The organism is Azospirillum canadense, assembly GCF_025961225.1.
Taxonomy (GTDB): domain Bacteria; phylum Pseudomonadota; class Alphaproteobacteria; order Azospirillales; family Azospirillaceae; genus Azospirillum; species Azospirillum canadense.
In genome coordinates this window covers 1,064,027-1,089,541 of sequence record NZ_JAOQNG010000001.1, presented here as the reverse complement: position 1 = coordinate 1,089,541, position 25,515 = coordinate 1,064,027, and the positions used below count along the sequence as shown (strand labels likewise).

The window sequence follows — 25,515 nt, the reverse complement described above, 5'->3', positions numbered from 1 at the left end:
AGCGACATAAGCGGGCGAAGTAGCAAATCCTGCACAGTGTTGTGTCCGCACCACATCATACGTTCAGGGTAAGCAGACCGTCGGTGACGCCGTCATCCACCAAAGGAGAGGCGACCGCTGCGAACATTCCAAAACGGATATTACCTACCCCCGGGCGCTTCCGCCGCCGTTTGACTCCGCAGGCCGTTCTTTGCATGTTCAGACATTGGAATTTTGTTCACATTTCGTTGCGTTTTTCGTGGAAAGATTCACGCCACGTATCGTCAGCGCCAAGGACCAGCGTTAAGGACTCTGCCTGCACAAACATTCGGCAAGACAGCCTTTGGATATATCCGGAAGGATGGTGCTTTGAAATAATCGGGATGAAAGAGATCAGAAGAGCCTTATCTTTCAACCACCTCGACTCGACACCATTTCATCTGAGTTGACCCGATTATCTCATTCATATATAGGCCAGCAACCCACTTTGAGTTCAACCCATCCCCATCCGGGAAACAGGTCTTTTCACCTGCAGGGGTGAGGACTATATCGTTCGATAGGGCAATACTCCGCCCGTCATCCGCCCGTCATCCTTTGTGGCAGCATTTGCGAAGCATCGTGCAACCTGAAGACAGCGACACAACGGCGTCCGACGCCAGGACCTCCGAAGCGGCCGCATCCGAAATCAAACGTCGTGATGCGTCTGAGGGCGGCGGGCCGGCCAGCGGCGGAACGGCTGGCAGCAAAACGCCGGGCGGCGACGCGGAGGGCGGCGATGGCCCGCCGTCCGAGGAGTTGCGCGCGGAGCGGACCTGCTGCATCGTCGGGATCGGCGCCTCGGCCGGCGGGCTGGAGGCGTTGCAACGTTTCTTCGACAACGTGCCGGGAGACAGCGATCTCGCCTACGTGGTCGTCCAGCACCTGTCGCCGGTCCACAAAAGCCTGATGGTCGACCTGCTCGGGAAGCACACCTCCATGACGGTGGTCCAGGCGGCCGACGGCATGGTGGTGGAGCGCAACACGGTCTACCTTCTGCCGCCGGCCAAGCACCTGTCCATCGAGGACGGCCGGCTGCGCCTGACCGCGAAGGACGCGGGCAGCGGCATGAGCCTGCCGATCGACATCTTCTTCACGGCACTCGCGCAGGACCAGGGACCGCTTGCCATGGGCGTGGTGCTGTCGGGCACCGGGTCGGACGGCACGCGCGGCCTGCTCGCCATCAAGGCGGCGGGCGGCTACGCCGCCGTGCAGGACCCGGAAACCGCCCAGTTCGACGGCATGCCGCGCAGCGCCATCGCCACCGGCCAGGTGGACACCACCCTGCCCCCGGCCAAGCTGCCGGCCGCTCTGATGGACCACGCCCGCCGCACGCTGAGCCGCGCCCGCCCGGCCCACGCCGGCCGCGCGCGCGACAAGAACAGCGATCCGCTGGCCCAGATCGTGGCGACCATTCGGTCGGTCACCGGCGTGGATTTCTCGCATTACAAGCTGGCGACCCTGCTGCGCCGGATCGAGCGGCGGATGCACGGCGCCGGGCTCGAATCCATGGACGAATACGCGGCCCTGCTGCGCCGGGACAACGCCGAGACGGTCCATCTCTACAAGGAGATGCTGATCGGGGTCACCCGCTTCTTCCGCGACGAGTCGGCCTTCGCCGCGCTGAACGAGAAGGTCATCCCGGCGCTGCTGGCCAACCGCAGCCACACCGACATGGTGCGCGTCTGGGTCTGCGGCTGCGCCACGGGCGAGGAGGCCTACTCCATCGCCATTCTCTTCGCCGAGGCGCAGGAACGGCTGGGGCGCAGCTTCGACGTCAAGATCTTCGCCACCGACATCGACCAGGACAGCATCGAGATCGCCAGCCTCGGCGAATTCCCGCGCTCCATCGCGGAGGACGTCTCGCAAGAGCGCCTGACCCGCTACTTCAGCCAACGCGGCGATAAGTATGTGGTGGCGCGCGAAATCCGGCGGATGGTGGTCTTCGCAGTCCACAACATCATGCGCGACCCGCCCTTCACCAAGATCGACCTGGTCAGCTGCCGCAACCTGCTGATCTACATGGACGCGCCGTTGCAGCGCAAGGTGCTGAGCCTGTTCCAGTACGCCCTGCGGCAGAGCGGCTTCCTGTTCCTCGGCACCAGCGAGACGCTGGGCGAGCTGTCGGCGGAGTTCCACGCGCTGGACAGCCGCAACAAGGTGTTCCAGAGCCTGCGCGCCGGACCGCACCGGCTGTCGCGCCTGCTCGTCCCGACCGTGGCCGCCCCGCTCGCCCGCAGCGGCGAGACAAGCCACGTGCAGGAGGAAGGTGCCGCCATCGACGAGGCCATCGGCGCGTTGATGAAGGCCTATGTGCCGCCCTGCCTGCTGATCAACGACCAGATGAACATCATGCACGTCTTCGGGGACGCCTCGGCGATCCTGAAGGTGCCGGCCGGCGAGGCGACGCTGAACGCGCTGAAGCTGCTGCCGTCGTCCGTGTCCATGGTGGTCGGCACCGCGCTGTCCCGCGCCTTCCGCTCCGGCGAGGAGTTCGCGCTGTCCAACATCCCGGTCAAGGACCGGGAGGGGCTGCCGGCGATCAGCCTGCGGGTGAAGCCCTTCGTGCTGCGCAAGACCGGCCGCCGCTTTGCCCTGGTCCTGCTGGACCCGGCCGGCCCGATGCTGCCGATACCCGACAGCGACTTCGACTTCAACGCCGACACCGCGGAGCGCATCCGTGGTCTGGAGCAGGAGCTGATGTCGCGGGGCGAGAACCTGCAGGCGACCATCGAGGAACTGGAGACCGCCAACGAGGAACTGCAGGCCACGAACGAGGAGCTTCTCGCCTCCAACGAAGAGCTGCAGAGCACCAACGAAGAACTTCAATCGGTCAACGAGGAACTGTACTCCGTCAACGCCGAGTACCAGGCAAAGGTGGAGGAGTTGACGGAGGTCACCAACGATCTCGACAACCTGCTGCGCTCCACCGAGATCGGCACGATATTCCTGGATTCCGGCATGGTGATCCGGCGCTTCACGCCGGCGGCGGCGCGCTTCATCAACATCATCCCGCGCGACGTCGGGCGGTCGATCACGCACCTGTCGACGAACATCGACTACCCGAACTTCCTCAAGGACATCGGGACGGTGTTCGAAACCCACGTGCCCATCGAAAGCCATGTCCAGGTGCGCGACGAGCGCTGGATCCAGACGCGCATCCTGCCCTACCTGAACGACAAGCAGCAGGTCGCCGGCGTCGTCATCACCTTCGTCGACGTCACCGTGGCCAAGGAGGCCGAGCATCGCCTGCAAACGGTGCTCAACAGCCTGCCGGAGCATGTGGCGGTCATCGACTCCGACGGCGTCATTACCATGGTCAACGCCGCCTGGCGCAGCTTCGGCCAGGCCAACGGCGCACCCGCCCTGGAACGTTGCGGTCCTGGAACGAACTACCTCCAGGTCTGCACCGCACAGGAAGGCGAGGACGGCGAGGACATCGCCCGGGCGGTGAACGAAGGGCTGCGCAAAATCCTGAACGGCGAGATCAGCCACTTCACGATCGAATACCCCTGCCACTCGGACACGGAAGAGCGTTGGTTCATGATGCACGCCTGTCGCTTGAACGAAATGACCGGAGGCGCGGTGGTGAGCCACATCAACATCACCAACCGCAAGCTGATGGAGCTGCGCCTGAGTGGGCGCACCGGCGGCAGCCCCAGTGGCAACCTTAGGCGCGAAAAGGCGAACCAGCAGAAGGGCAGCGCCAGCAAGGGGGCGGCGTGAAGGACATCCTGAACGAACGCCTGCGCCGACGCGCCGAACAGGCGCTCAATTCCGGGGGATTCGAAGGGGCGGAGATTTCGGCCACCACCCTGAAGGAGGTCGTGCACGAGTTGTACGTGCACCAAGCCGAACTGGAAATCCAGAACGAGGAGCTGCGCACCGCCCAGCAGGCGCTGGAGGCGTCGCGCATCCAGTACCTCCAGCTCTTCCAGTCGGTTCCGCTGGCCTGCTTCACGGTCAACGCCGCGGGCATCGTCGGCGAAGCCAACGCCGCCGCGGAGCGCCAGTTCGGGCTGCCGCTGCGCCGCCTGAAGGGCCGTCCGCTGACCCTGATGGTCGATTCGCTCGACCACGGCCGCCTGTTCACCGCGCTCAATCGCCTGCGCGAGACCGGCCAATGGTCCCGCCAGGAGTATGTCTATGTCGGCGCACGGAGCCTGATCGACGGGCTGACCGACGCGCGCATGGTGGCGCTGGAGGACGGCGACAAGGGCGACGTGCTGATCACCGTCACCGATGTGACGGAGCGCAACGCCTGGGTTGGCGAGCTTCAGGCCGCCCGCGACGAGGCGGAGCGCGCCCGCGCCGCATACCACCACATCCTGCACGCGGTCGCCGACGGCATCCTGGGGTTGGACGCCGAGGGCGTGATCACCTTCGTCAACAGCGCGGCCCAGTCGATGACGGGCTTCGATCCCACCGACCTGGTGGGGTTGCGCTTCCCGTCGCTGCTCGACTCCGTGAACGCGGACAATTCGGACGCCGCCACGTCGGTGGCGCTGGCGCTGTCGGACGGGACCGTCCGGCAGGTTCCGGACGCCCGGATGCGTCGTCGCGGCGGCGGCTCCTTCACCGCCGAGCTGACCGTCTCCCCCATCATGCAGCCCCCCATCAAGCAAGACCGCCGGATCACCGGCGCCGTCGTCGCCTTCCGCGACGTGACCGCGCGCCGCGCCGCCGAGGAGGCCCTGGCGACCAGCGAGCGGCGCCACCGCACGTTGGTGCACTCGCTGAACGAAGGTCTGGTCATGCGCTCGGCCGACGGCACCGTCCAGGTCGCCAACGGCATGGCGGAGCGGCTGATGGCCAGCCCGGCGGGCGTCCTGCTCGACCCGCGCGCCCAGCCCTTCAACACGCGCACGCTGGGCGACCGGGCGACGACGGCGGGCGGACGGCGCTTCATCGGCGCCGACGGAGTCCGCCTGACCGGGCTGCCGCCCGCAGCGCAGGCGGTGGCGACCGGCGCCACCGTGGTGGAGCAGATTATCGGCATCGCGGACGGCGACGGTGCGGCCGCGCCCACACGCTGGCTTCGGGTGTCCAGCCATCCCGTGCTGAACGGCGACGGCAAGGCCGAATCGGTGGTCACCAGCGTGACCGACATCTCGGCCATCAAGTCCATGGAGCGCGACCTGAACGTCGCCCTGGACGCCAAGGAACGCTTCATGGCCGCCGCCAGCCACGACCTGCGCCAGCCGGCCCAGGCCCTGATGCTGCTGACCGGCCTGCTGCTGAAGGAGCCGATCCCCGACGAGGCGCGGCGCATCGGCACGCAGCTGCGCGACACCGTCCAGTCGCTGGGCACCCTGCTGGACTGCCTGCTGGACATCTCCAAGCTCGAAGCGGGGCTCATCTCCCCCAGCGTGGCGCCCGTGGACGTCGGTTCAATCATGAACCGGCTGCACGGGGAGTTTGCGACGGTGGCCGCCTCCTCCGGGCTGTCCCTGCGCACGGTGCCTTCGCGGCTCACGCTGCGCACCGACGGCGGGCTGCTGGAGCGGGTGCTGCGCAACCTTCTGACCAACGCGATCCGCTACACGCAGCAGGGGCGTGTGCTGTTCGGCGTGCGGCGGCGCAGCAACACGTTGCGCATCGAGGTGTGGGACACCGGCATCGGCATCGCCGAGAACCAGATCGACCGGATTTTCCAGGACTTCTACCAGGTCGGCAACGCCGCCCGCGACCGGCGGGAGGGGCTGGGCATGGGGCTCAGCATCGCCAAACGCCTGATCCACATGCTGGGCGGCAGCATCGATGTGACCTCGCGCCTTGGCCAGGGGTCCTGCTTCGCGGTCACGCTGCCGCTGGCCATCGTCGCGGACGCCCAGCCCGGCATCGGCGCCATCACCGAGGAGGATATGGCGGGCGGCGCCGACGGCAACGGCGCGGAGGTCCTGCTGGTGGAGGACGACGCGGTCATCCGCATGGCCCTGTCGCTGATGCTGGAGGGCTGGGGCTATCGCGTCACGGACGCGGGGTCGGTCGCCGAAGCGCTGGAGCTGCTGGACGGCACGATGGTGCCCGATCTTGTGCTGACCGACTATCGCCTGCCGGACGGCGGAACCGGGCTGATGCTGATGGACACGCTGCGCCGCCGCATGGGGCGCGACCTGCCCGGCGTGCTTCTGACAGGCGACACCTCCTCCGACCGGCTGCGCGAAGCCGCCGGCGCCCAGTGTGCCCTGCTGCACAAGCCCATCCAGCCGCACGACCTGCGCCGCATCGTGAACGAAAGCCTGCGCGGCGCGTCGTCCCAGTGAGGGTCGGAGTTTACGGCCGTTCGAGGTCCGCCTGGGTGGCCTTTTTCAGGTGATCCAAGCGCTCCTCCGCGTCGGCGCGGTCGTAGGGCCCTTCCACATCCATGCCGAAGCTGACGTAGAACCCGTCGGCCTGCGTGATGTGGGTGCCGATGGGCAGATATTCGTCGGACGGCTCGTCGTTGCCGACGATCGCGCCGTTCCGGATCTCCACGATGTGCGCCATGACGCTTTGCCCCCGCCGCGGCTGGTGTTACCCGCCTGCTGTTGCCATGCGCGATCAACGGACACGGCGAAGGTATGGTTCCGTCACTCTCGCAGAGTGAGCCGGTCGAGCCGTAGCCGCTGCCGGACGTCGCTGAGCCGGCGCGCCGCCGCAAGCGTCGCGATCAGCACGCCGAGGCCGGTGGCGCCGGAAATCAGGAACATGATCAGGATCTGGTACTTCACCGCCTCCGCCGGATCGACGCCCGAGAGGATCTGGCCGGTCATCATGCCGGGCAGCGCCACAAGGCCGGTCGCCGCCATGCTGTTGATCGTCGGCATCAGCCCGGTGCGCAGCGCGTGCCGCAGCACCGGCCGCAGCGCCACCCAGAGCGTGCGGCCGAGCGCCAGCTGCGCCTCTATCGCCGCGCGTTCGCGCACCGCCCCCGCGGTCAGGGTGTTCAGCGACAGGCTGACTCCGCTCATGGCGTTGCCCAGCACCATGCCCAGCAGCGGGATGGCGTACCTGGCGTCCCACCACGGGTCCGGCTGGATGGCCGTGGTCAGGGCCAGCGACATGACCACCAACGCCGCGAAGCCCATGGCCCCGGTGCCGAGCCCGTAGGCCCACCAGCCGACCAGCCGCCGCTCCTGCCGGGCCATCGCCTCCTGCCCGGCGAACAGCACCATGACGAGCGCGGCGGCGAGCGTCAGCCAGGGCGACTCCAGCGCGAAAAGCTGCTTCAGCACCAGCCCGACCAGCGAGAGCTGGACCACCATGCGGACCGCCGCGATGGCCAGCGACCGCTCCAGCCCCAGCGACAGCCGGACCGACAGGCCGCCGTTGACCAGCAGCAACAGCGCCGCCAGGACGAGGTCGGTGTAATGAAGGGGGATCAGCGGCATCTCAGGCCTCCCGCACTTGACCGGCTTCGACGCGCAGGCGTCGCTTTGCCAAGCGGTCGGCTTGGTCCGGGGAATGGGTGACGATCAGCACGCCCATCCCGCGGTCCAGCGCGTCGCGCAGCAAGCCCTCCACCCGGTGCGTGGCGTCGAGGTCGAGCGCGCCGGTCGGCTCATCCAGCAGAAGCACGCGCGGCTCCTGCACCAGGGCGCGGATCAGCGCCAGACGTTGCCGCTCCCCCGTGGACAGGCGGGACACCGGCCAGCCCAGCGCCTCCGCGGGAAGGCCTAGCGCATCGATGAGCGGGGCGGCGCGCTGGGGGTCAGCGAAATGATCGACGACCCGGTCGGACCACCAGCCCGACTCGGCGGCGAGGTAGGTGACGCGGCGGCGCCACTCCGGCGCGGTCATATCCTCCCGCAGCGCACCGTCCAGCCGCACCTCGCCGGCGGCCGGGTCCAGGTCGGCAACGGCGCGCAGGAGCACCGACTTCCCGGCACCGGACGGCCCCTGGACGGCCACGCACTCCCCCGTGTCCACGCGGAAGGAGGCGGGCTGGAGCACGCGGTTGGACAGGTCACGGACGGTCAGCATGGTGCAGGCAACGGTCCTCGGGGGATGCTGTTGCGAGTCTATCAGCCATTCGCAGCGGAGTTCTTGCGCGGAACGCCTCCCGGACTATGGTGTGCGCACAGGATGTTTCCGCTCGAACCGCGAAGGCGAGCCATGACCGACCGTACCGCCGTGCCCGATTCCGCCGACCACGCCGCTTTCACCCACCAGGAGATCCTGCGGGTCTTCAGCGGCGTCGCCATCGCCATGCTGATGGCGGCGATGGACCAGACGATCGTCGCGACGGCCCTGCCAACCATGGCGCACCAGCTGGGGAACCTGGACGACCTGCCCTGGGTGGTCACCGCCTACCTGCTGGCCTCCACCGCCACCACGCCGATCTACGGCAAGCTGAGCGACCTGTATGGCCGCAAGCGCATCCTCCAGGTGGCGATCTTCCTGTTCCTGATCGGGTCGGTGCTGTGCGCGGCGGCGCAGAGCATGGGGCAGCTGATCCTGTTCCGCGGCCTTCAGGGGCTGGGCGGCGGCGGGCTGATGGCGCTGGCCTTCACCATCATCGGCGACGTGGTCGCCCCGCGCGAGCGCGGGCGCTACCAGGGCTACATCGGCGGCGTCTTCGCGCTGGCCAGCGTGGCCGGCCCGCTGCTGGGCGGCGTCTTCACGGAAACGCTGAGCTGGCACTGGATCTTCCTGATCAACCTGCCGCTGGGCGTCGCGGCGCTCGCCATGACCAGCCGGGCGCTCGGCCGCCTGCACGCCGGGCGCGCCCAGCCGAAGATCGACTATCTCGGCGCCGTCCTGCTGATGGGCACGGTGACCAGCCTGTTGCTGGTGGTGTCGCGCGGCAGCGTCGTGATCCCCTGGGCGTCGCCCTTCATCCTCGGCCTCACCGTGCTGGGCGTCGCTCTGTTCGTCGCCTTCCTGATCCACGAGCGCCGGGTGGACGAGCCGATCCTGCCGCTGCACCTGTTCCGCGTGCCGGTGGTCGCCGTCGCCAACCCGGTGGTCGCGGTGTCGGCCATGGTGCTGTTCTCCGGCATCGTCTTCCTGCCGCTGCGCGTTCAGCTGGTCAGCGGGACGAACGCCACCGCGGCCGGCCTGCTGCTGCTGCCGATGGTTCTGGGCATGGTGCTGGGGGCCGGCGGCGGCGGCCGGCTGATCGCCCGCACCGGCCGCTACAAGGCGGTGCCGCTGGCCGGCCTGGCGCTGGCCGCGGCCATGTACCTGGCGCTCGGCCTGTCGCCGTCGGTGTCGGAAAGCGGTCTGTGGTCGACGGTGATCCTGGTGCCGCTGGGCATCGGGCTGGGGCTGGTCATGCCGGTGATGACGGTCGCGGTGCAGAACGCCGTGGACCGCCGCGACCTGGGGGCCGCCACCGCCTCGGTCGGCTTCTTCCGCTCGCTCGGCGGGTCGGTCGGGGTGGCTGTGTTCGGCGCGGTCTTCGCCGCCGACGTGGAATCCCGCCTGAATGCCGCCGGCCTGCCCGGCATCAGCGGGCGCGACGTTCTGGACCGCGGCACGGCCGCCCTGGCCTCCCTGCCGCCGGGGGCCCGCGCCTCCGCCCTGACGGCGTTCGAGCACGGCTTCTCGACCCTGTTCCTGTTGGCGGCGGCGCTGGCGGTGGTGTCCTTCGTGATGACCCTGTTCCTGAAGGAGCTGCCGCTGCGCTCCGCCGCGGAGATCAAGGCGGAGGCGGTGTGAGGGGCTACGCGCTCTTCCCCGCGTCCTCGCTGGGAAAGTGCCGTCCCTCGCCCAGCTTGTCCTCGATGTAGAGCATGTTGACCAGCACCAGCGCCACGATGGCCAGCGGGGTCGCCAGGAACATGCCGAGGATGCCGAACAGCAGCCCGCCCGCCGCGATGGCGCCGATGGTGATGACCGGCGGCAGGTCCACCACGCGCTTCTGCATCAGCGGCGTGATCAGGTTGCCCTCCGTCTGCTGGATGGCGAGGTAGAGCAGCCCAACCCAAATCGCCTCCTGCGGCGACTGGGAGAAGGCGATCAGGATTCCGGGCACCGCCGCCAGCACCGGGCCGAGCAGCGGCACGAACTCCAGCAGCCCGGCCAGGAAGCCCAGGGCGGCGGCGCTGGGGATGCCGAGCAGGAGAAGACCGACCGTGGTCAGCGTCCCGACGATCACCATGGCGGCGATCTGCCCGATCAGCCACTTCCACAGCGAGTCGCCCATGACGTCCAGCACCTCGCGCGCGCGCTCGTGCCCGCGCGGCGGCACCAGCAGGACAACGCCGCGCCGGTAGACCCCCGGCGAGGCGGCCAGGTAGATGGCCGTGAAGATCACCACGACGGCGTCGCCCAGGAAGAAGATGACGCTCGACGCCACCGTGCGCAGCCGGTTGATCCAAGAGGTCGCGTCGCGCCCCTGCTCGGCGATCTGGTCCCGGATGGGCGGCGGCAACTGGTCGACGGCGCCGTTGATCTGCTGCCTCAGCTGGTCGAACTGCGAGACGACGGAATGGCCGAGCAGATAGCCGCCGCCGACCAGCATCGCGGTGAGCAGAAGCAGCACGGCCGCCAACGCCCAGCCCTGGGACAGGTGGGTGTAATGCCGCACGAGGTCGGCCACGCGCTGCAACAGGATGGCAAACAGAACACCGGCGAAGACGAGCAGAAGCGCGTCGGCCACCCGCCACACCAGGAAGACGAGGCCGAAGACGCCGACGGCGATCAGCACCTTCCAAGTGTAGACCTTCAGCTCCATGGAGAGCGCCCGCTCGCCGCCGGACGCCGCCGGTGCCCGCGCCGTCTCGACGCGAGTCGCCGCCTCCGCTGCCTGACGGGTCGTCCGTGTCGGTGTGTCCATGCTCGTTCCCCGGTTTCACGTTCCGGAGAAACGCCGTCCGAAGGAAAGAGTTGCAGGGCACGCCCCATAGCACCTTGGTGCTACCACACTTATCCGAATGCGCGCGGCCGCCGGACGCCCCATATCATGAGTGACGCCAAGGAGTCATTCTCGCTGATGTCACCTCAAGCCCGCCGGAAACGGCGGGCTTCTTTATTTGCCAGGGCCGCGACATCACCCCTCTCCCGCCGGGGGCGGGAGAGGATGCAGGGCGCCGCCGGTGATTGTTCCGCTCTTCGCCACCATGGCGCGCTGGGGTCCGGCCGCCTGCGGCGCGGTGTCCGCCGGAAAGACCAGGCTGATCCGCAGGCCAGGCCGGTTGTCGTCCAGCACCAGCCGCGCCCCGTGCAGGCGCGCCACCGCGTCGACGAGGCTGAGCCCCAGCCCGTTGCCCGGTGACGCCCGTGCGGTGTCGAGCCGGACGAAGCGCTCCAGCACCTTCTCCCGCATCTCCGACGGGATGCCGGAGCCGCTGTCGGCCACGGTCACCCGCGCCGCCTCGCCGTGGCCGGCCCCTTCCAGGAGCAAGGCGATGTGACCGCCCTCCGGCGTGTACTTGATGGCGTTGTCGAGCAGGTTCGCCACGGCCTGCGCCAACAGCTGCTCGTTCCCGCGCACGGTCGCGTCGGCGCGGATCTCGGTCGTCAGGGTCTGGCCCTTCTCCTCCGCAACGGGTTCGTAGAGGTCGGCGGCGAGACGCACCACCTCGGACAGGGACACCGGCTCCAGGTCGGTGCGCTTGGCGCCCGATTCGGCTTCGGCGATCGACAGCAGGGCGGTGAAGGTGGCGAGCAGCCGGTCGGCCTCCATGATCGTGTCCTGAAGGACCGTCCGGTAGACCTCCGGGTCGTCGGTGTCGCGGATCAGCGCCAACTCGACGCGGGCGCGCAGACGCGACAGCGGCGTGCGCAGGTCGTGCGCCACGCTTTCCGTCACCTGCCGCATGCCGGTCATCAACCGCTCGATCTGGTCAAGCATGGCGTTCAGGTTGCCGGCCAGCCGGTCGATCTCGTCGCCGCCGCCAACGCGCGGCACGCGGCCGGTCAGGTCACCGGCCATGATCTGGCGGGTGGTCCGGTTGATCAGCTCGATCCGGTGCATGGCGCCGCGTGCCAGCAGCAGGCCGCCGCCGACGCCCAGCACGACCGTCACGGCGAAGACCCAGCGCAGCGATTCCATCAGGCGTCCGCGCAGCTGGTCCAGCTCGCTCATGTCGCGGCCGACGAGCAGGCGGAACTGGCCGGGCAGCGTGAAGGTGACGGCCATGGCGGTGGACGGCCGGGCGTCGGTGCCGCCGTAATCGGAAACCTTGAAATGGCTCCACCCCCCGGCGCCGGGCTGCGTGTCGGGCCAGGCGTTCAGATTGCCGGCCAGGATGGTGCCGCTGGGCGTGGTGAGCAGGTAGATGGAGTTGGTGTGCGTGGCGACGCTGCGGTCGCGCACGGCGTCGACCAGCCCGCGCAGGCCGCTGCCGCGGTACTGGTCCTGAAGGCCGGCGACCTCCAGCGCGATGGTCTCGCCGATCTCCTGCTCCAGGAATCCGGCGGTGGTGCGGTAGAGGATCAGCAGGATCACGCTGACCGACAGCACGAACAGGCCCAGGTACAGCAGGGCCAGCCGGAACGGCGTGGTGCGCAGGAGCCGTAGGACGGGGGCCGCGACCGCGATCACGCCAAGAACCTTATCCGGGGGCTCATTCCGCAGCCCGCAGGCTGTAGCCGGCGCCGCGCACCGTGTGGATCAGCGGTGTCGGGAAGTCCTTGTCGATCTTCTGGCGCAGGCGGGCGATGTGCACGTCGATGACGTTGGTCTGCGGGTCGAAGTGATAGTCCCAGACATTCTCCAGCATCATGGTGCGCGTCACCACGCTGCCGGCGTTGCGCATCAGGTATTCGAGCAGGGCAAACTCGCGGGGCAGCAGGTCGATGGGCTTGCCGGCGCGCTTCACCGTGCGGGACAGCAGGTCCAGCTCCAGGTCGCCGACGGTCAGCTTGGTCTGCGGCTGTGCGGCCGTGCGCCGGCGTACCAGCACCTCGATGCGGGCAAGCAGCTCGGAAAAGGCGAAGGGCTTGGTCAGGTAATCGTCGCCGCCCGCCTTCAGACCCTTCACCCGGTCGTCCACGCTGCCGAGCGCCGACAGGAACAGCACCGGCGTGTCGTTGCCCGTGGCGCGCAGGATCTCGACCAGCGACAGCCCGTCGCGGCCGGGCAGCATCCGGTCCACGACCATCACGTCGTAATGCTCCGCCCCGGCGAGGAAGAGTCCTTCCTTGCCGTCGTTGGCGGTGTCGACGACGTGCCCCGCCTCCTTCAGCCCCTTTGCGAGGTAGGAGGCGGCCTGCTGATCATCTTCGATGACGAGGACTTTCATGAGCATGAGAATACCGCATCCTTCCGGCTGCCTAGAAGCCCCGTGTCCAGTGGGAACGGAGGTAGGGGAAACAGAGGTAGGGCGAGGATGCCGGTGGGGAGCGGGGGCTCGCTCCGCACCAGCATCCTCACCCGGATCACCGCCACCCCGACCGGCCACCCGCGTGATGCGGCAGCCGGGGCAGCGGCAACGCCGATGTTTACGCGTGGCCGAGCTTCAGCGGGACGAAGCTCTCGCTGCCGCGGCGGTTGACCAGCAGAAGGACCGCCTTGCGCCCGTCCTTCTCGGCCTGCGCGAGGGTCTTCGTCACGTCGGACGGCGAGGTGACGGTCTGGTCGCCGACCTTGACGATCACGTCGCCGGCGCGGACCGGAACGTCGCCGGCCTTCGGCGAGACGGAAGTCACCACCACGCCCGTCACCCCGTCGTCGAGGCCGAGGCGGGAGCGCGTGGCGCCGTCCAGCGGGGCCAGCTTCAGCCCCTTCACCGTCTCCACCGCCGAGGTGTCGGCCGGCCCGCCTTCGGCGGAGGCGACCTTCTGCTCGGCCGGCAGCGGGGCGATGTCGGCGGTGACCGTCGTCTCCTTGCCGTGGCGCAGGACCTTGATGTCGGCCTTGTCGCCGGCCTTGGTCTCCGCGACTCGGCGCGTCAGGTCGCGCAGCGTGTCCACCGGCTTGCCGTCGTAGGACAGGATGACGTCGCCCTGGTGCAGGCCGGCCTTGGCGGCCGGGCTGCCCGGGGTCACCTCGGCGACGAGCGCTCCCTTGGACTGGGACAGGCCGACGGTGTCGGCGATGTCCGGCGAGACCTCCTGGATCTTCACACCGAGCCAGCCGCGCTCCACATGGCCGCTGTCCTTCAGCTGGGCGACGACCTCCTTGGCGAGGTTTGAGGGAATGGCGAAGCCGATGCCGACCGAGCCGCCGTTGGGCGAGTAGATCGCGGTGTTGATGCCGATGACCTGGCCGTTCAGATTGAAGGTCGGGCCGCCGGAGTTGCCGCGGTTGATGGCGGCGTCGAGCTGCAGGTAGTCGTCGTACGGGCCGCTGTGGATGTCGCGGCCGCGCGCCGAGATGATGCCCTTGGTCACCGTGCCACCCAGACCGAAGGGGTTGCCGACGGCCATCACCCAGTCGCCGACGCGCGAGACGTCGCTGTTGCCCCAGTCGAGCGACGGCAGGGGCTTGTCGGACTTGACCTTCAGCAGGGCGATGTCGGTCTTGGCGTCGCGCCCGACCAGCTTCGCCTTCAGCGCGGTGCCGTCCTGCAACGTGACGGTGATCTCCTCCGCCCCGTCGATGACGTGGTTGTTGGTGACCACGTACCCCGACGGATCGACGATGAAGCCGGAGCCGAGCGAGCCCATCTTCCCCCTGGGCTGTGCTTCGGGCTGTTCTTCACCCTGGCCCAAAGAATTTTGATCGGACGGGTTCTGGCCGAACTGGTCTTGGAACTGCTTGAAGAATTCTTCGAAGGGCGAGCCCGGCGGGAAGTTCGGCGCGCGCGGACCGCGCTCGGCCTTGGCTTCCTGTGTGGTGGAAACGTTGACCACGGCGGGCGTCACCTTGGCGGCGAGGTCGGCGAAGGTGACCGGCATGTCCTGGGTCAGCACGGCCGCGGCGGCGGCGTGCGGCGGGTTCGCGATCAGGAACGGCCCCGTCAGCACCGTGGTGCCGAGCAGCAGGGCGGCAATCGTCTTGCGCATCGATGGCTCTCCATGACTGGCGTGCGTTTATCGTTGCCCCAAAGGTAGGGGATGACAGGTCACGGAGGCCTTGCGGCTGGATTAAATGATTTTAGGGTTTCTCAGAAGAGAAGGCGAAAGCGGCGGCAAAAGGATTCACAGCGCCGAGCCGGCCATCTGCTGGCGGATTTTCGTGGCCTGCTGGCGCACGCCGTCCAGGTGCGGGTTGATGGCGAGCGCCGCGTTGAAGGCGCGCAGCGCGCCCGCGGGTTCGTCGATGGCGAGGTAGACGAGGCCGAGCCCGGCCAGGGCGCCGAAATGGCGCGGCTCCAGCGCCAGGGCGCGGCCGATGTCGCGCACCGCGTTGTCGTAATTGCCGAGCAGATACTCGGCGTTCGCGCGCTTGTCCCACCCTTCGGCGTAGTTCGGATCCCGCGCGATGACCGCGTCGAAGGCGGCCAGCGCCTCCGCATAATGGTCCGCGTTCAGGTTCTGTACGCCTTCGCGCATGAGGAGGACGATGTCCTCCTTCGGGTGCTCCAGCCAGATGTCCCAAATTCGGTCCTGGACCGCTTCGGCCGCGACCTGATCGCTGGTGCCCAGCAGATCGCCGAAGAGCGAATCGAGTCGGCCGTCCCCCTGCTCCGCCACGGCTGGCGCGGACAGAAGCGACAGAGCCACGAAGGCAACGATCAAGGAGATTCGTCGGGTCATATCCAAAAATTGGTGCGCGTTACTCAGAGGCAACACTCATCTTTTCGGATAATCGCCGTAAGAAGGGCAACTCACCCATGCGTCGCACGCAGGAAACGAAAGACGGCCGGCGGATCGCTCCGCCGGCCGTTTTTCTCAACAACCACAGATCAAGGCTGGGCCTGAAATCAGGCGGCCTTGCTGTTGCGGCCGGCCACGATTTCGTCGGTGACGTTGCGCGGCACCGGCTCGTAGTGGCTGAACTCCATCGTGTAGGACGCACGGCCGGAGGTCATGCCACGCAGCTGGCCGATGTAGCCGAACATCTCGTTCAGCGGCACATGGGCCTCGACGGCGATGTTGGCGCCACGCTCCAGCTGGCCCAGCACCGTGCCGCGGCGGCGGTTCACGTCGCCGATGACGTCGCCCAGGTAGTCGTCCGGGGTGACGATCTCGACCTTCATGACCGGCTCGAGCAGGATCGGGGCGGCGAGCTTCAGGGCCTCGCGGAAGCAAGCCTTGGCGGCGATTTCGAACGTCAGGGCGTTCGAGTCGACGTCGTGGTACTTGCCGTCCACCAGGCGGGCGCGGAAGTCCACAGTCGGATAGGAGGCGAGCACGCCCTCTTCCTTCTGCATCTCCAGGCCCTTGGCGACCGACGGGACGTATTCGCGCGGCACCGAGCCGCCGACCGTCTCGTCCTTGAACTCGAAGCCTTCACCACGCTCGCGCGGCTCGAAGACGATCTTCACCTCGGCGAACTGGCCCGAACCACCGGTCTGCTTCTTGTGGGTGTAGGTGTACTCGACCGGCTTGGTGATCGTCTCGCGGTAGGCCACCTGGGGCTTGCCCATGTTGCCTTCCACGCCGAACTCCGTGCGCATGCGGTCCAGCGTCACTTCCAGGTGCAGCTCGCCCATGCCGCGCAGGATGGTCTGGCCGGTTTCACGGTCGGTCTCCAGGCGGAGCGACGGATCCGCGCGGACCATCTTGCCCAGCGCGATGGAGAACTTCTCCTGCTCGCCCTTGGTCTTCGGCTCGACCGACACGCTGATGACGGGGTCCGGGAAGCGCATGCGCTCCAGGATCACCGGCGCGGAGGCGTCGCAGAGCGTGTCACCGGTCTCGGTCTCCTGCAGGGAGACGAGCGCGATGATGTCGCCGGCGCGGGCTTCCTCGATCGGGTTGGCTTCCTTCGCGAACATCTCGACCATGCGGCCGATCTTCTCGCGCTTGCCGCGGGTCGAGTTCAGGATCGACATGCCCTTCGTCAGCACGCCCGAATAGACGCGGATGAAGGTCATCGAGCCGTAGGTGTCGTTCAGCACCTTGAACGCCAGCGCCGAGAAGGGCGCGTCGTCGGAGCTGAGACGCTCGCCGTTCGCGTTGCCGTCCTCGTCCACCGTCTTGATGGCTTCGACATCCGTCGGGGCCGGCAGGAAATCGACGACCGCGTCCAGGACCTGCTGCACGCCCTTGTTCTTGTAGGACGAGCCGCAGAGGACCGGGGTGAAGGTGCTGGTGATCGTGCCCTTGCGGATGCAGGCGCGCAGCACGTCGGCCGACGGCTCCTCACCGGAATCCAGGTAGGCCTCCATCGCGGCGTCGTCCTGCTCCAGGGCGGTGTCGACCAGCTCCTGGCGCAGATCCGCGATGCTCTCAATGTTGTCGAGGTCTTCCTTGACGGTCAGGTTGAGCTTCTGGGCGAGATCGTCGGTGATCTCCCAGATCTCCCACTTGCTGTCCTTGTCGTCGGAGAACCAGACGTAGGCCTTCATCTCGATCAGGTCGACCATGCCGCGGAAGTTGTCTTCCGAGCCCAGCGGAACCTGCAGGCAGAGCGGACGGGCGCCCAGGCGGTTCTTGATCATGTCGACGCAGCGACGGAAGTTCGCGCCCGAACGGTCCATCTTGTTGACGTAGCACATGCGCGGGACGTTGTAGTTGTCCGCGAGGCGCCAGTTGGTCTCCGACTGCGGCTCCACGCCGGCGACACCGTCGAACACCACGACCGCGCCGTCGAGCACGCGGAGCGAGCGGTTCACCTCGATGGTGAAGTCCACGTGGCCCGGGGTGTCGATGACGTTGATCTTCTTGCCGCGCCAGAAGGCCGAGACGGCAGCCGACTGAATCGTGATGCCGCGCTTCTGCTCCTGCTCCATGTAGTCGGTCGTCGTCGAAGTCTTGAGATCCTTCGTCTCATGGACGTCGATGATCGTGTGCTTACGACCGGTGTAGTACAGGATGCGCTCGGTGGTCGTCGTCTTGCCGGCATCGACGTGGGCGATGATGCCGATGTTGCGGATGTCAGAAAGAGGCGTTTGGCGCGGCATGTTGCGGATCCATTACTGTAACGCGGCTATCGAAGCGCAACGGTGGTCGTCCGCTCCGGCGGCAAGGTTGGTCGGGGTTTTACGGGTGATCTGTTAAGGCGTGATTAACATTCTGTAAATCCGGAAGGTCATGTCCTTCCGGATTTTTTCGAAGCGAGGCCCTCACAGACAGTGGGCCACGCCGGCAAACCCCAACCGAGGGAGCCGGGTCGCCCCGTTCACGCAGCTTATTTGGCTGCGGTCACCTGGATTTCAACGACATACTGGGGCGCGGCCAGCTTGGCTTCCACGGTGGCGCGGGCCGGTGCGTTGGCCTGGTCGACCCACGCGTCCCACGCCTTGTTCATGGCGCCAAAGGTCGCGATGTCCGCCAGGTAGATGGTGGCGGACAGAAGCTTGGACTTGTCCGTTCCGGCCTCGGCCAGCAGGGCGTCGATCTGGCCCAGGATCTGACGGGTCTGCATCTCCACGTCCTGAGTCGGATCATTCGCCACCTGGCCGGCCAGATAGACCGTGTCCTTGTGGATGACCATCTGGCTCATGCGCGGTCCGGTATGGAAGCGCTGGATCGACATGGGTACGGCTCCGGGTACGGGGTCTTTGACGCGCGTACGTCTATGCGATTCACGACCAACCACATAGCAAAAAATGCGGTTTCACCGCTCAAAGCTGCCCCGCGCCCTTGTAACAGCGCGAAAAGGCGACTTTTCACCGCAAAGAGGGCGTATCCACGGGCGCTTTCCCCACCAGCGCGGTCCCTTCGACAGCCCCACCGGCAACGTCCGCGAAGGCTGCGGCGGGCACGGCTATGTTGCGCGGGGCGGCGCTGTTCTGCGCGGCGACGGCGACCCCCGCCACACCCCACGCGCCCTCCTGGCCGTCCGGGACGCGGACGAGCAACGCGGCGCCGCTGACCCCGCGCGTGCCGTTGCAATCGTGGATCAGCAATCCCTGACCTTGCCCCTGCCCTGCCCGCGCCAGGCCGAGAGCCGCGCAGGCGGTGTCGGCGGTGATGATCTGCGCCTTGTCCTGGCTGTAGCCGCCGAGCATCAGCGGCGTGCCCGGTTCCGGCGGGACTCGGACGAGCGGCAACGGCTCGACTCCGGCCGGCGCGTCACCGGACAGCGTCAGCACCGCCCAGTCGCGGGCAAGCCCCTCCGGCCGATGGCCGGGGTCGAAGGGGCCGCCGACGGCCAGCGACGCGACCGTCCGATGCTCCCGGTAATCGCCGCGGTCGTAGCCGAACAGGACGTGGAGCGACGAGGCCGGCAGGAACCGCTGCGCGCGATTCAAAAGACAGTGGCCCGCCGTCACCACCCGGCGCGGCGCCACCAGCACCCCGGTGCAGCGGCTGCCCAGGTTGGTCTGCACCTTGACGAGGCTGCGCCAGGGCGCCTCGGTCGTGTCAACCGCGGCGCGCCGGTCCTGTGCCCCTATGCCCGGCAGCGCCGGGGCCTGCGCGAGGGCCGAAGAGGTCGAAAGGGTCAGAAGAACGGCCGCCAGAAGGCCGCACACACGTTCTTGATACGTTTTCATTTTCGCATTATCCTGGCGGCCATGGCCACGCTGATCATCACGGAAAAATCCAGCCAAGCGAAGGACCTGCGCGCCGCGCTGGGCGAGCGCTACGGGCGCATTCTGCCGGCCGAGGGTCACCTGCTGCGGCTTGCCGAGCCGGACGAGGTGAATCCGGAGTGGAAGCGCTGGTCCTCCACCCTGCTGAAGCCGGACGGACTGTACCCGACGCGGCCCGACAGCGGCGGTAACAAATCGGCGAAACTGGCGGCCATCAGGGCGGCGCTGAAGGGCTGCGACCAAGTGATCCTCGCCACCGACTGCGACCGCGAGGGGCAGCTGATCGGGCAGGAGATCCTGGAGCATGTCGGCTATCGCGGCCGGGTGCAGCGCGCGTTGTTCACCGCGCAGGATCCCAAGACGATCCGCGACGCCTTCGCGAAGTTGAAGCCGAACGCCGAGCTGCGCCCGCTCTACGAGGCGGCGGTGGCGCGCCAGCAGGCCGACCAGATCTTCAATCTCTCCCTGACGCGCACGGCGACCAAGACGCTGCTGGCGCCGGGCACACGCGGGGTGATCGGCGTCGGGCGGGTGAAGACCCCGACGCTGGCCATCGTCTGCATGCGCGAGCTGGAGATCCGCAACTTCAAACCGGAGGACTACTTCGAGGTCGTGGCTACGGCGACGGCCGCCAACGGCAGCTTCCAGATGCGCCACGGCCCGCCGCCGAAGGACCGCATCAAGGACCGCACCCGCGCGGAGGCCATCGCCCGCGCGGCGGACGGCCACGCCGGCCCGCTGTCGGTGGAGGTGGAGGAGAAGCGGCAGGGGCCACCGAAGCTCTACGACCTGCCCTCCCTGCAAAAGACCTGCGGCCAGCGCTGGGGCTGGACCGCCGACCGGACGCTGGAGGTCGCGCAGGAACTCTACGACGGCGACGGCAAGAAGCTGATCACCTACCCGCGCGCGGAGGCGCGCTATCTGTCGGAGAACCAGATCGCCGACGTGCCGGCCATCACCGGCGCCCTGACCCGCCTGCGCGGTTTCGCGCACCTGGACCTGTCGCGGCCGGTGATCCGCCGGGGCAAGTCCGGCCACTTCTCCGACAAGGCGCTGGAGGGCGTGTCGCACCACGCCATCGTGCCCAACGTCAACGTGCTGGACGACCTGGAAACACGGCTGAACCGCCTGACCGACGACGAGAAGCGGCTGTTTGCGCTGATCTGCCGTTCCTATCTGGCGGCCGTGATGCCGGACTACGAGTACCGGCAGACGACGGTTTTGATGGATGTGCCGGTTGAGGGGAAGCCGGTGGTCTTCCGCGCGGTCGGCCGCATCCCGCTGAAGCTCGGCTGGAAGGCCGCTTTCGGCTCCGCCGAGACGGACGGCAAGCCGGAGGAAGAGGCGGAGCAGACGCTGCCCCCGCTCACCCACGGCGAATCGGCCGCGCTGTCTGACCCGAAGGTGGAGGCCAAGCGCACCCAGGCGCCGCCACGCTACAACGAGGGCACGCTGGTCGACGCCATGCAGAACGCTTGGCGCTTCGTCGAGGATCCCGCCTTGCGCGACCGGCTGAAGGAGGCCAAGGGCATCGGCACCCCGGCGACCCGCGCGGAGATCATCAAGGGCTTGCGCCGGCAGAACCTGATGGGCGCCGACGGCAAGTGGCTGGTGCCGACCCCGGCCGGGCTCCAGCTGTTCGAGACATTGCGCGGCGCCGCCCCGACGCTCGTCGATCCGGGCACCACCGCGCTGTGGGAGATGAAGCTGGACGAGGTCGTCACCGGCCGCGCCGACTTCCGCACGGTCATCGACGGCATCGCCGACGAGGCCGGGCGGCTGATCGGCGCGCTGGTCGGCAACCGCGGGCCCGCGGTGGATTTGGGCGTCCGTGCTCCGGTCCGCGCGGCGCGCGGTGCGGGCGGGCGACGGCGGGCCAGCGCTCCCCGTGGCGGGGCCGGCGTTTCCGGCGCTCCCCGAACGCGCAAGCGGGCGGTGAAGACGGTTGCGCTGGAAGCGGGTATCGAGGGCGAGGCGCCGAAGCCGCGCCGCACCCGCAAGGCGAAAGCCGCTGCGGCGCCGGTTGCAGTCGCGACGGTGTCCGAGCCTGCCCCCTCCGCTCCGCCCGCCAGCACCGGTCGCCGCAAGGCTCCGACCGACAAGATGGTCGCCTTCGCCCGCAGCCTCGCCGACCGCAAGGGCGTGGAGCTTCCAGACGCGGTGTTGCAGGACTTCGACAGCTGCCGCCAGTTCCTGGACCAGCACGCGCGGGGATGATCTTTACGTAAGTGCGGGCGCTGGGCCCCACCCTAACCCTCCCCCATCTTCGACGGGGGAGGGAACTCCGCCGCTTCGCGAATAAGCTCCTCCCCCCGCGAAGTGGGGGGAGCAACCGTGTTTTCTGGGAGGTGGTGAGTGAACCGGGGGTGCTCCCTGTCAAGGCTCGCGCTGGCGCGCGCCCGCCCTGCGGGCGGCTGCGGCCTTGACCGGTCCGCGCCCCCGGTTCGCTGGGCTGGGCATGTGGTCGGCGGCGAGCGCCGACCGTCGGCCTCTAGGCGGTCTGCTCGTGCCAAGTTTGGTGGTGGGCGAGCATGGCGTTGAGGCGGACGAGCAGTTTGCGCATGCAGGCGACCAACGCCACCTTGGGCTTCTTGCCGCAGGCGATCAGTCGAGCATAGAACCGCGCCAGGACGCCGCGGCCACGGACGGCGCTGGTCAGCGTCGCCATATACAGCGCCCGGCGCACATCGGTGCGCCCGCCGGCGATGTGGCGCTCGCCATGGTGCTCGCCGCTGTCGGCGGCATAGGGCGCCACCCCCACCAGCGCGGCGATTTTGGCGCCGCTCAGTGCCCCCAATTCGGGCAGCCGAACCGCCAGGGTCGTCGCCGTCACCGGCCCAATGCCCGGGGCGCTCTGAAGCGCGGCGACGCGCTCTCCGAGCGCCCTGTCGGCCGCCACCCGCCGGGTGATGAGCGCTTCCACGGCGGCCACCGCCTGGTCCAACGCCGCGAGCGCGCCGCCGACGGTGGCCTCGGCCTCCCTCGGCAGGCCGACCGCCGCTTTGCGCAGATCGGCACTCTGATCGACCAACCGCCGGCGCAGACGCAGCAAGCCGGCCAACGCCTCCCGTCCGTGGTCGGGCGCCGTGGGCGGGCCGTCGATCAGGGTGGCGGTGAACTCGGCGATCAGCGGAGCATCGATGGCGTCCGACTTGGCACGCCGGCCCTTGGCCTTGGCAAAGTGGCGCACGCGGGCCGCATCGAGGACGTGAACGGCCAAGCCGGCCGCGCCCAGGTCGTCGCGGACCGGGGGCTCGTAGCCGCCGCTGGCCTCGACCCCGACGCGGGCGAGACCGCGCTCGCGGATCCAGGACGCCAGCGCGCTCCGCCCCTCCGAGGTGTTGGCGACGCGCAGGCGGGCCGGGCCGGGGAACAGGGCGGCATCGAGCCAATCCCGGCCACAATCGAGGCCGACAGACGGGATCAGGTGTGTCATCCTTGCGCTCCTTCCTTGTGCTGCGGGGTCACGCCCCAAGCAACCGTTCGGTCTCCAAGGAAGGTTGACCGCCCCAAGCTCCCCCACGGCTTTGAAGACGGGTTGGTAACGGGGTCGGTCAACCCGGCTGGCGCGCGGCCGCGCGCCAGCCGGGTTTCACTCTAATGCTGTTCCAACATACAAGGTTGGGAGGGGGAGCCCAACGCGACCACCTCCCAGCCTCCGAGCGCGACCACTTACCGGCAATCTCCCCCAACCTGTGGCCCAGGCCACAGCGGCGCGCCCGGCGCTCCCCTATCCTCCGGCCATCGACCCCGCCGCGGCATCAGCCCGGCTTCGCAATGTTCGGAGGAGTACCATCCCATGCGCCGCCTGACTCTGATCGCCGCCGCTGCCGCCACCCTGCTCACCGCCCCGGCCTTTGCCCTGGACATCCAGACGGGCGGCCTGCCCATCACCCCGCGGATGGGTGGCCCCTTCAACCCCTTCGCCGCGTCGCAGCTGACCAGCACAAACGTCGGCGTCAACACCAACACCGCCGCCGGCATCGGCAACAAGGCGCAGCAGCAGAGCCTCGGCCTGCAACAGGGCGGCTTCCCCTTCGGACCGGGCGCGGCCTTCGGTGCGGGCGGCGGGGCTCCGCTGGTCTCCACCAACGTCGGGGTCAACACCAACACCGCCGCCGGCATCGGCAACAAGGCCAAGCAGGGCGTGGCCGGCGTGTCCATCGGCTTCGGCAAGGGCGGCAGCCTCGTGGACACCAACGTCAACGTGAACACCAACGTCGCCGCGGGCATCGGCAACGCCGCCGGCCAGAGCGTCTTCGGGCTCAAGGGCCGCTGATCCGTCGTCGAACCGGATGCCGCCGGACCGTCCGGCGGCATCCCTTTCCATGTCCCGCGACCAGTCGTCATGGAATCAAGGGAGAGCTTCCACCATGCTTCGCCTCGCCCTGCCGGCTTTCGGCCCCGTCGCCGCGATCCTGCTCCTGACCGCCGCTCCCCACCCCGCGGGCGCCGAATCCCTCGCCTGCCAGTCGGTCAACGGCAAGACGGCGTGCAGCCGCGGCAACCTGTCCTGCCAGACGCTGAACGACAAGACGACCTGCACGACCGGACCGGGGGTGCTGAGCTGCGAGACGGTCAACGGCAACACCTCCTGCCGCCGCAGCTCCGCGCAGCCTGATCTGAAGCCGTTGACCACGCCACCGATGCCCCAGATGCCGTCCCTGGCGCCGGAGGCCCGGCCCACACCCGACCGTCCCTTCGGCCGCAAGGCCCGCTTCGAGGAGGAGGCGCGTGTCGAGGAAGATGCCCACGGTCTAACCGTCCGCGTCGGCCAATTGGTGGTTTCCCTTGATTAGCCGCACGCGAGCGGCCGGAACGGAGGGCCCCGTCATGCCCCTTCCCGACAGCCTGGAGGCCGTCGTCCGCGACCGCCTCGCCAAGTTCGGCCTGTTCGACCACGCCTACGTCAAGGCGGTGACCCGCCGGGGGCGGACCCGCTACGTCGCCTATGGCGCCGACGGGACGAAGCTCTGGCAGTTCCGCAGCCGCGAGCTGGCCGACGCCGCCATGACCCAGCAGGACCTGCGGGCGCTCAGCGTCCACTGAAACCCGGTGTCATGCGCCGGATGTGGCCCGCCTCACAGCGGGGCGCCGGCCACTCGCCTAGGATGCCCTCACGACACCAAGCCCGCCGAACGAAGGAGCCCACGATGGTCCGCACCGCTCTGCTCTCCGGTTTTGCCGCTCTGGCGCTGCTGGGCGGGACCGCCGCCGCGCAGGATGCGGGCGGGTTCGCGGTCGACCCGCGGCTGGGCGCCACGGTCGGCATGTCGATGGGCATGGGGATGGGCATGCCGCCCCTGATGCCGCGCCAGCCGGTCTTCGCCAACGCCGCCCCGCGCGGGGCTCCTCCGGGCGCCACGGTCACCAACCCGAACGTCAGCCGCAAGGAGCTGTCGCAGCAGGCCATCACCAAGATCCGCGGCGACGCCGGTTTCCTGGGCGGCTTCAACAAGGGCCAGGCGCTGTCCGCCAGCCGCCAGCCGCCGCCGGAGCCGATCACCCCGAACTTCAACTTCATCGACGCGCCCTTCATCGTGAACAACTTCGACAGCTCGCTGTCGCTGACCTTCGGGGACGGCAACGTCTCCGCCCAGAGCGTCCAGCAGGGCGGCGCCTTCGTGGCCGACCCCGGCACCCAGACTACCGGTATCCAGACCCAGCAGGCCGAAGCGCCGTCGCACGCACCGGCCGCTGCCGTCCCCGCCCCCACGCAGACGGCCGCCCCGCCTGCGCCGCCGGTGATCACGCCGCCGAAGCCGCCCGCGCCGCCGAAGTTCCCCGCGGGTTTGGGGGCTGGCGCCGGACCGGCGGGCATCGACCCAATCATGTCGACCTTCGGCCCGCTGCCCCACCTGCCGGCGGCCTTGGCCAACGGCGGCGTGCAAGTCAACAACGTGAACAGCGCCTTCAACGGCGCCATCGGCCAGGGCAACATCGCCATCCAGAACTTCACCAGCGTGCAGAAGCGCGGGAAGCGCTGACCTTCGGCCCCCACCCCGACCCTCCCCCGCCCAGCGGGGGATGGAGAAAAAAG

The 25,515-nt window shown here is 68.6% G+C and carries 20 protein-coding genes; 8 read left to right on the top strand and 12 right to left on the bottom strand.

The annotated features are described in order from the left end of the window. Positions 1 to 597 precede the first annotated feature (597 nt). Both M2351_RS05135 and M2351_RS05130 read left to right on the top strand, forming a co-directional pair. A complete protein-coding gene (locus M2351_RS05135) occupies positions 598 to 3,741 on the top strand; it encodes a chemotaxis protein CheB (protein WP_264655058.1) in 3,144 nt (1,047 codons plus the stop codon). Next, positions 3,738 to 6,281, top strand: coding sequence for a hybrid sensor histidine kinase/response regulator (locus M2351_RS05130; protein WP_264655057.1), 2,544 nt, complete (start codon positions 3,738 to 3,740; stop codon positions 6,279 to 6,281). Before M2351_RS05135 ends, M2351_RS05130 begins: the two co-directional genes overlap by 4 nt. Positions 6,282 to 6,291: 10 nt before the next feature. Here M2351_RS05130 and M2351_RS05125 read toward each other — a convergent pair whose 3' ends face one another. The 3 genes from M2351_RS05125 to M2351_RS05115 all read right to left on the bottom strand — a co-directional run bounded on the left by M2351_RS05125 (position 6,292) and on the right by M2351_RS05115 (position 7,980). Continuing rightward, a complete protein-coding gene (locus tag M2351_RS05125; protein WP_264655056.1) occupies positions 6,292 to 6,504 on the bottom strand; it encodes a hypothetical protein in 213 nt (70 codons plus the stop codon). Positions 6,505 to 6,587: 83 nt separating this feature from the next. Further along, positions 6,588 to 7,388 (bottom strand): ABC transporter permease, encoded by an 801-nt coding sequence (locus M2351_RS05120; RefSeq protein ID WP_264655055.1) that lies wholly within the window; start codon positions 7,386 to 7,388, stop codon positions 6,588 to 6,590. Between the two features lies 1 nt (position 7,389). Continuing rightward, positions 7,390 to 7,980: an ABC transporter ATP-binding protein gene (locus tag M2351_RS05115; RefSeq protein ID WP_264655054.1), complete on the bottom strand. Its 591-nt coding sequence runs from the start codon at positions 7,978 to 7,980 to the stop codon at positions 7,390 to 7,392. A 132-nt stretch (positions 7,981 to 8,112) separates the two neighbouring features. On the opposite strand from M2351_RS05115, the gene M2351_RS05110 reads away from it, so the two are divergent. Then, positions 8,113 to 9,660: an MDR family MFS transporter gene (locus M2351_RS05110; protein ID WP_264655053.1), complete on the top strand. Its 1,548-nt coding sequence runs from the start codon at positions 8,113 to 8,115 to the stop codon at positions 9,658 to 9,660. A gap of 4 nt (positions 9,661 to 9,664) precedes the next feature. On the opposite strand, the gene M2351_RS05105 is transcribed toward M2351_RS05110, so the two are convergent. The 8 genes from M2351_RS05105 to M2351_RS05070 form a co-directional block, all read right to left on the bottom strand. Beyond that, positions 9,665 to 10,780 (bottom strand): AI-2E family transporter, encoded by a 1,116-nt coding sequence (locus M2351_RS05105; protein WP_264655052.1) that lies wholly within the window; start codon positions 10,778 to 10,780, stop codon positions 9,665 to 9,667. A gap of 213 nt (positions 10,781 to 10,993) precedes the next feature. Further along, positions 10,994 to 12,490 (bottom strand): sensor histidine kinase, encoded by a 1,497-nt coding sequence (locus tag M2351_RS05100; protein WP_264655051.1) that lies wholly within the window; start codon positions 12,488 to 12,490, stop codon positions 10,994 to 10,996. Positions 12,491 to 12,512: 22 nt separating this feature from the next. Next, on the bottom strand, positions 12,513 to 13,190 hold the full coding sequence (locus tag M2351_RS05095) for a winged helix-turn-helix domain-containing protein (RefSeq protein ID WP_264656838.1): 678 nt from the start codon (positions 13,188 to 13,190) through the stop codon (positions 12,513 to 12,515). 199 nt (positions 13,191 to 13,389) lie between these two features. Beyond that, positions 13,390 to 14,895, bottom strand: a complete 1,506-nt coding sequence (locus M2351_RS05090; RefSeq protein ID WP_264655050.1) for a DegQ family serine endoprotease — start codon at positions 14,893 to 14,895, stop codon at positions 13,390 to 13,392. A 135-nt stretch (positions 14,896 to 15,030) separates the two neighbouring features. Continuing rightward, entirely contained in the window at positions 15,031 to 15,570 is a 540-nt protein-coding gene (locus M2351_RS05085; RefSeq protein ID WP_264655049.1) for a tetratricopeptide repeat protein, read from the bottom strand. Between the two features lie 185 nt (positions 15,571 to 15,755). Beyond that, positions 15,756 to 17,900, bottom strand: coding sequence for an elongation factor G (fusA, locus tag M2351_RS05080; protein ID WP_264655048.1), 2,145 nt, complete (start codon positions 17,898 to 17,900; stop codon positions 15,756 to 15,758). Between the two features lie 227 nt (positions 17,901 to 18,127). After that, positions 18,128 to 18,475: a RidA family protein gene (locus tag M2351_RS05075; RefSeq protein ID WP_209765800.1), complete on the bottom strand. Its 348-nt coding sequence runs from the start codon at positions 18,473 to 18,475 to the stop codon at positions 18,128 to 18,130. A gap of 133 nt (positions 18,476 to 18,608) precedes the next feature. After that, positions 18,609 to 19,436 carry a trypsin-like serine peptidase gene (locus tag M2351_RS05070; protein WP_264655047.1) on the bottom strand — a complete coding sequence of 276 codons (828 nt, stop codon included), beginning with the start codon at positions 19,434 to 19,436 and terminating at the stop codon, positions 18,609 to 18,611. Between the two features lie 21 nt (positions 19,437 to 19,457). On the opposite strand from M2351_RS05070, the gene M2351_RS05065 reads away from it, so the two are divergent. Then, entirely contained in the window at positions 19,458 to 21,692 is a 2,235-nt protein-coding gene (locus M2351_RS05065; protein ID WP_264655046.1) for a DNA topoisomerase, read from the top strand. Positions 21,693 to 21,966: 274 nt separating this feature from the next. On the opposite strand, the gene M2351_RS05060 is transcribed toward M2351_RS05065, so the two are convergent. Continuing rightward, positions 21,967 to 22,911, bottom strand: coding sequence for an IS110 family RNA-guided transposase (locus M2351_RS05060; protein ID WP_264655045.1), 945 nt, complete (start codon positions 22,909 to 22,911; stop codon positions 21,967 to 21,969). A gap of 363 nt (positions 22,912 to 23,274) precedes the next feature. Between M2351_RS05060 and M2351_RS05055 the strand changes: the two genes are divergently transcribed. The 4 genes from M2351_RS05055 to M2351_RS05040 all read left to right on the top strand — a co-directional run bounded on the left by M2351_RS05055 (position 23,275) and on the right by M2351_RS05040 (position 25,462). Further along, a complete protein-coding gene (locus M2351_RS05055; protein ID WP_264655044.1) occupies positions 23,275 to 23,754 on the top strand; it encodes a hypothetical protein in 480 nt (159 codons plus the stop codon). 94 nt (positions 23,755 to 23,848) lie between these two features. Continuing rightward, entirely contained in the window at positions 23,849 to 24,274 is a 426-nt protein-coding gene (locus tag M2351_RS05050; protein ID WP_264655043.1) for a hypothetical protein, read from the top strand. Positions 24,275 to 24,308: 34 nt separating this feature from the next. Next, the gene (locus tag M2351_RS05045) at positions 24,309 to 24,524 is read left to right on the top strand and encodes a hypothetical protein (RefSeq protein ID WP_264655042.1); all 216 of its coding nucleotides are present in this window, start codon (positions 24,309 to 24,311) and stop codon (positions 24,522 to 24,524) included. Between the two features lie 104 nt (positions 24,525 to 24,628). After that, a complete protein-coding gene (locus M2351_RS05040; protein WP_264655041.1) occupies positions 24,629 to 25,462 on the top strand; it encodes a hypothetical protein in 834 nt (277 codons plus the stop codon). The last annotated feature ends 53 nt before the right edge of the window (positions 25,463 to 25,515 follow it).